At 74.1% G+C, this 5,600-nt stretch carries 5 protein-coding genes; 3 read left to right on the forward strand and 2 right to left on the reverse strand.

Annotation, left to right across the window (positions count from 1 at the left end; genetic code table 11):
• Positions 1 to 229: GNAT family N-acetyltransferase (locus HGA02_RS08900; protein WP_168678710.1), on the forward strand; the 229-nt coding region annotated here is incomplete at its 5' end.
• Between the two features lie 210 nt (positions 230 to 439).
• Here HGA02_RS08900 and HGA02_RS08905 read toward each other — a convergent pair.
• Complete coding sequence (locus HGA02_RS08905) at positions 440 to 2,290, reverse strand: phosphoenolpyruvate carboxykinase (GTP) (protein WP_168678711.1); 1,851 nt, start codon at positions 2,288 to 2,290, stop codon at positions 440 to 442.
• Between the two features lie 124 nt (positions 2,291 to 2,414).
• Here HGA02_RS08905 and HGA02_RS08910 point away from each other — a divergent pair, with 124 nt between their 5' ends.
• Positions 2,415 to 3,875 (forward strand): helix-turn-helix transcriptional regulator, encoded by a 1,461-nt coding sequence (locus HGA02_RS08910; protein WP_168678712.1) that lies wholly within the window; start codon positions 2,415 to 2,417, stop codon positions 3,873 to 3,875.
• Between the two features lie 173 nt (positions 3,876 to 4,048).
• Positions 4,049 to 4,354 carry a hypothetical protein gene (locus HGA02_RS08915; RefSeq protein ID WP_168678713.1) on the forward strand — a complete coding sequence of 102 codons (306 nt, stop codon included), beginning with the start codon at positions 4,049 to 4,051 and terminating at the stop codon, positions 4,352 to 4,354.
• 39 nt (positions 4,355 to 4,393) lie between these two features.
• Here HGA02_RS08915 and HGA02_RS08920 read toward each other — a convergent pair.
• On the reverse strand, positions 4,394 to 5,600 hold a 1,207-nt coding region (locus HGA02_RS08920; RefSeq protein WP_343035396.1), incomplete at its 5' end, for an LCP family protein.

Raw genomic sequence — 5,600 nt, forward strand, 5'->3', positions numbered from 1 at the left:
CGGCCACCGCGTCGCCGTGCGGGCGGGTGCCGAGGCGCTGCGCTGGGCGTTCGACGAGCTCGGCCTGCACCGTGTCGAGGTCGAGCACTCGACGCGCAACGACGCGTCGTGCCGTGTCGCGGAGCTGCTGGGCTGCCGGGCCGAGGGAGTGCGACGCGGCCACGCGCTGCACGCCGACGGCCACCACGACATGCACCTGCACGCGCGCCTCCGCACCGACCACCCCTGACCCGCCCGGCCCGGCGGACACCGGCCGAGCCGACGCCGCGACGACTCCCGACGACGGCGCGACTACTCCCGACGACTCCCCGACGGCGTCGCGCCCCCCGACGGCGCCCGCGACGACTCCCCGCGCGCCGCGTGGTTGAGACCGACATGGGTGCCGTTCGTGGCCTCGGAACGGCAGCCATGTCGGTATCGCCGGCGGAGGGCCGCCGCGTCAGGACGAAGTCAGCCGGGTGCGGAGGGCCGCGAGCTGGGCGTGGAGGGCATCGGGGACGCGGTCGCCGAACCCCGCGAGGAAGTCCTCCGTGAGGTCCGCCTCGACCGACCATGTCGCGGGGTCGACGTCGAGGAGCGCCGCCAGGTCGTCGTCGGGCAGGTCGAGGCCGGTGACGTCGAGCGCACCCGGCGCGGGCAGCAGGCCCACCGGGCTGGGCGTCGCGCCGACGTCGGTCCGCGCCCCGCGTGCGCGGTCCACCTGCGCCACGATCCACGCGAGCACGCGGATGTTCTCCCCGAACCCGGGCCACAGGTAGCGGCCCGACGCGTCCTTGCGGAACCAGTTGACCTGGAACATCAGCGGCCGCGTCGCGGGGTCGAGCGTGGACCCGACGCGGAGCCAGTGCGCCCAGTGGTCGGCCATGTCGTACCCGCAGAACGGCAGCATCGCGAAGGGGTCGCGGCGGAGCTCGCCGACGGTCCCCTCGGCGGCGGCGGTCTGCTCGGAGGAGATCGTCGCGCCGAGGAAGACGCCGTGCTCCCAGTCGTGCGCCTGCACGACGAGCGGGACGTTGGTGGCCCGGCGTCCGCCGAACACGATCGCGTCGAGCGGGACGCCGTCGGGGTCCTCCCACGTGTCGGCGATCGTCGGGCACTGCGCGGCGGCGACGGTGAACCGCGAGTTCGGGTGCGCGGCGGGGCGGCCGGAGTCGGGCGTCCACGGCTGACCGGTCCAGTCGACGAGCCCCTCGGGCGGCTCGGGCGTCAGGCCCTCCCACCAGACGTCGCCGTCGGGGGTGAGCGCGACGTTGGTGAAGATCGTGTCCCGGTCGAGCGTCGCGATCGCGGCGGGGTTGGTCGCGACCGACGTGCCGGGCGCGACGCCGAAGAACCCGGCCTCGGGGTTGATCGCCCGCAGCGTCCCGTCGGGGCCGGGGCGCAGCCACGCGATGTCGTCGCCGAGCGTCTCGACGCGCCACCCGGGCAGCGTGGGCGTGAGCATCGCGAGGTTCGTCTTGCCGCACGCCGACGGGAACGCGGCGGCGACGTGGTACCGGCGGCCCTGCGGCGACGTGACGCGGACCAGCAGCATGTGCTCGGCGAGCCAGCCCTCGTCGCGGCCCATGACGGACGCGATGCGCAGCGCGAAGCACTTCTTGCCGAGCAGGGCGTTGCCGCCGTAGCCCGACCCGTACGACCAGATCTCGCGGGTCTCGGGGAAGTGGGCGATGTACTTGGTGTCGTCGCAGGGCCAGGGGACGTCCGGCCGCTCCGTCCCGTCGGCGGTCCGCAGCGGCATGCCGACCGAGTGCACCGCGGGGACGAAGGGCGCACCGCCGTCGATCAGGTCGACGACCGCGCGGCTCACGCGCGTCATCGTGCCCATGCCGACGACGACGTACGGCGAGTCCGTGAGCTGCACCCCGACCTGCGAGATCGGCCCGCCGACGGGACCCATCGAGAACGGGACGACGTACATGGTGCGCCCGCGCATCGACCCGGCGAAGACGCCCGCGAGCTCGGTGCGCATCGCGTCGGGGTCGCGCCAGTTGTTCGTCGGGCCGGCGTCGGTCTCCGAGCGCGAGCAGATGAACGTGCGCGACTCGACGCGGGCCACGTCGGAGGGGTCGGACCGCGCGAGGTAGCTGCCGGGCCGCAGCACCGGGTCGAGCGGCAGGAGCGTGCCCGTCTCGACCATGCGCGCGATCAGGGCGTCACGCTCCGCGTGGGACCCGTCGCACCAGACGACCGCGTCGGGCTCGGTGAGGTCGGCGACGTCGGCGACCCACGCGCGCAGGTCGCGCACGGGCGCGTCGGTGCGGGCGGGCGGCAGCGTGGTCACGGTCATCGGGTGCTCCAGACGAGGACGAGGGGACGAAGGAACGTCTCCCTTCGATCCTCACGTCAACCCCCGGGGGTCTGCCGACCGCAGACGGTGTCAAGTTCGTCCGTTCTTGACATATCGTGAAGGGATGAGCAACGTCCCGGCCGCGGACGCCCTGACCCTCGGACGACGCCTCCGGCACGCCCGCACCGCGCGCGGGATGACCCTCGACCAGCTCGGCAAGGCCGTCGGCGTCACCCCGAGCCTGCTGTCGCTGGTCGAGAACGGCCGCCGCGAACCCCGCCTCGCCCTCCTGCGCGACCTCGCCGACGCGCTCGGTGTGACCGTCCCGGACCTGCTCGACGACGAGCCGCCCACCCGCCGCGCCGCCCTGGAGATCGCCCTCGACCGCGCCCAGCAGACGCCCGAGTTCGCGCAGCTCGGCCTCCCGACGGTCCGCCCCAACCGCAGCCTGCCGACGCCCGTCCTCGAGCAGCTCGTCGGCCTGCACACCGAGCTCACCCGCCGCGCGACCGAGGCCGTCGCGACCCCCGAGGAGGCCCGTCGCGCCAACACGCAGCTGCGCCTCGAGCGTCAGGCCCGCGACAACTACCTGCCCGACCTGGAGGCGCTCGCGGAGGACATGGCCCGCCGCGCCGGGTACACGTCGGGCGCCCTCACGCACCGCACGGTGTCGCGCATGGCCGAGCAGCTCGGCCTGACGATCCGGCACGTCGACGACCTGCCGCACTCGACCCGCACCGTCACCGACCTCGCGAACGGCCGCATCTACCTGCCGCCCGCGTCGACCCCCGGCGGGCACGGCCTGCGCTCGCTCGCGCTGCAGGCGATCGCGCACCGCGTCCTCGGCCACGAGCGGCCCACGTCGTACGAGGCGTTCCTGCGCCAGCGGCTCGAGATCACCTACTTCGCGTCGTGCTGCCTCATGCCGCAGTCGGCGGCCGTCGGGTTCCTCGAGGAGCGCAAGCGCGCCAAGGACCTCGCGATCGAGGACTTCCGCGACGCGTTCGGCGTGACGCACGAGGCCGCCGCGCAGCGGTTCACCAGCCTCGCGACGCACCACCTCGGTATCCGCGTGCACTTCCTGCGCGTCGCCGAGGACGGCGCGATCTTCCGTGCCTACGCCAACGACGGCCTCGTCCTGCCGACAGACGTCACCGGCGCGATCGAGGGCCAGATGGTGTGCCGCCGCTGGGGCGTGCGCCGCGCGCTCGCCCGCCGCGACCAGGCCACCGAGTCGTACCAGCTCACCGACACCCCGGCCGGGACGTTCTGGTGCTCGACCCAGACCGGCTGGGCGACGACCGGCAAGGTCGCGCTCGCCGTCGGCGTGCCGTTCGCGTCGGCGACGTGGTTCCGCGGCCGCGACACGACCGTCCGGCACCGCTCGGCCTGCCCCGACGAGGCGTGCTGCCGCCGCCCGCCCGCCGACGCCACCGCCCGCTGGGCCGACGCCTCGTGGCCCAGCGCGCGCATCCACCAGCAGGTCTTCTCCGCCCTGCCGACCGGCGCCTTCCCCGGCGTCGACGCGACGGAGGTCTACGCCTTCCTCGACCGCCACGCCCAGCAGGACCCGGACGCCGGCTGACGCCGGGGTCGACCGACGGGCGCATCGCGCACCGTCGGCGTGCGTCCCCGCCCGGGACCGTCCGTGTGGCGAACGGGGCGGTGGAGGTCCCGACGTCAAGTCGCTGCTCCCGCCAGCCGATGGTGCCTGGACGGGCGCGGTCGAGGGTCGGCACCGCCCGGACGAGGGAGAGCGTGGAGGATCAGCGGTTCCGTGTCGGTCTCCGCGTCCCGCTGCGGTTCTCGGCGACGTGGCCGCTCGTCGGTCTGCAGGTCGACGACGAGGGCATCTGGTTCCGCGGGCCGTTCCTTCGCTACTTCGTCTCCCGTGCCATCGGCATGACCCATGCATGGGGCGACATCGCCACGGTCGGTGACGCGGGGCGCCGCGTGACCTTCACGCTCAGGGACCGACGACGGGTCGCAGTGGTCGGGCTGACGCGCGGTCGACGCGCACGAGTCGTCGCGGCCGCCCGCGCGGGCGGCGTGAGGGTCCTCTAGACGGTCCTCGCCGGTCCGGCGAGCGAGGGTCGACCGGGGTCAGGCGCAGACCGCGGTCGTGTCGTTCACGGTGAACGGCTCGTGACCGGCCTTCCTGGTCTGCGACGGGACGGGCGTCCCTGGGGGTGCGGTCGTCGCACCGGCCGCCCCGCCTGCGTCGTCCGTGCCTCCGGTGCCCCCCGCGTCACCCGCGGCCCCGGGGTCGTCCGTGCCGGGAGGCGGAGCGGACGCCGGCGTGAGCGGGCGGTCGGCGAGGAGGTTCGCCCAGAGGGTGTCCGCCTCGGCGGTCCAGTCGACCTTGTAGCGCTTCTCCGTGCTGTCGACGAACGGCACGGTCAGGAACGTGATGTTCTCCGCGCGGACGGACCGGAGGCTGAACGCCAGGCCGATCATCGAGTCCTTGAGCGCGGGGTCGACGGTGAGCGACTGCGTCGCCGCGCCGAGGAAGCCGACGAGCTCGGGCACGTCGGTGAGCACGTTCTTCGCGAACACCTCGTCGACCATCGCCGCGACGAGGCGCTGCTGGTTGCCGATGCGGTTGGTGTCGGACCCGTCGCCCAGCCCCTTGCCCTTGCGGGCGCGCGCGAAGTTGAGCGCCGTCGGCCCGTCGAGGTGGTGCTGCCCTGCGGCGAGCGTCAGGTCGACGTAGTCGGCGTCGATGTCGGCGGGCACGCAGATCGACACCCCGCCGATCGCGTCGACCATGCCCTGGAACCCGCTGAAGTCCACGATCACGGTGTGCTCGGCGAGGATCCCGGTGTTCTCGTAGACGGTCATGATCGTGCAGGCCGCGGCCGACTCGAGGTCGTGGCCGTGGTCCCAGCCGAGCGCGAAGGCGTCGTTGAAGTTGCCCCGACGCGGCTCGATCGCGCCACCGCCGGTGAGGTTGCACGCGGGGATGTCGACGCGCGAGTCGCGGGGGATCGAGACGACGTCGACGCGCTCGCGGTCGGCGGACAGGTGGACGAGCAGCGTCGTGTCGGACCGCTGCCCGTCGACGTACCCGCCGATCGTGCCGTTCTCGCCGCTGCGGTCGTCCGACCCGATCACCAGCAGGTTCACGGCGCGCCCGGCGTTCGGGTCGTCGGGGTCGGGCGGCGCGGTGTCGGTGGGGAGCGGCACGTCGACGAGGCCGCTCGTGTCGACCGTCTCGACGTTGCCGCGCAGCCGGACGTAGAGCGACGCGGCGGCGGTCCCCGCGAACGCCACCACGGCGACGGCGGTCACGGCCGTGGCGCGCAGCCAG

This window comes from Cellulomonas septica, assembly GCF_012396155.1.
Taxonomy (GTDB): domain Bacteria; phylum Actinomycetota; class Actinomycetes; order Actinomycetales; family Cellulomonadaceae; genus Cellulomonas; species Cellulomonas septica.

Excerpts from the sequence above, each read along its gene's own strand:
- HGA02_RS08910 (WP_168678712.1), top strand. The coding sequence starts at position 2,415 with ATGAGCAACGTCCCGGCCGCGGACGCCCTGACCCTCGGACGACGCCTC.
- HGA02_RS08905 (WP_168678711.1), bottom strand. The coding sequence starts at position 2,290 with ATGACCGTGACCACGCTGCCGCCCGCCCGCACCGACGCGCCCGTGCGC.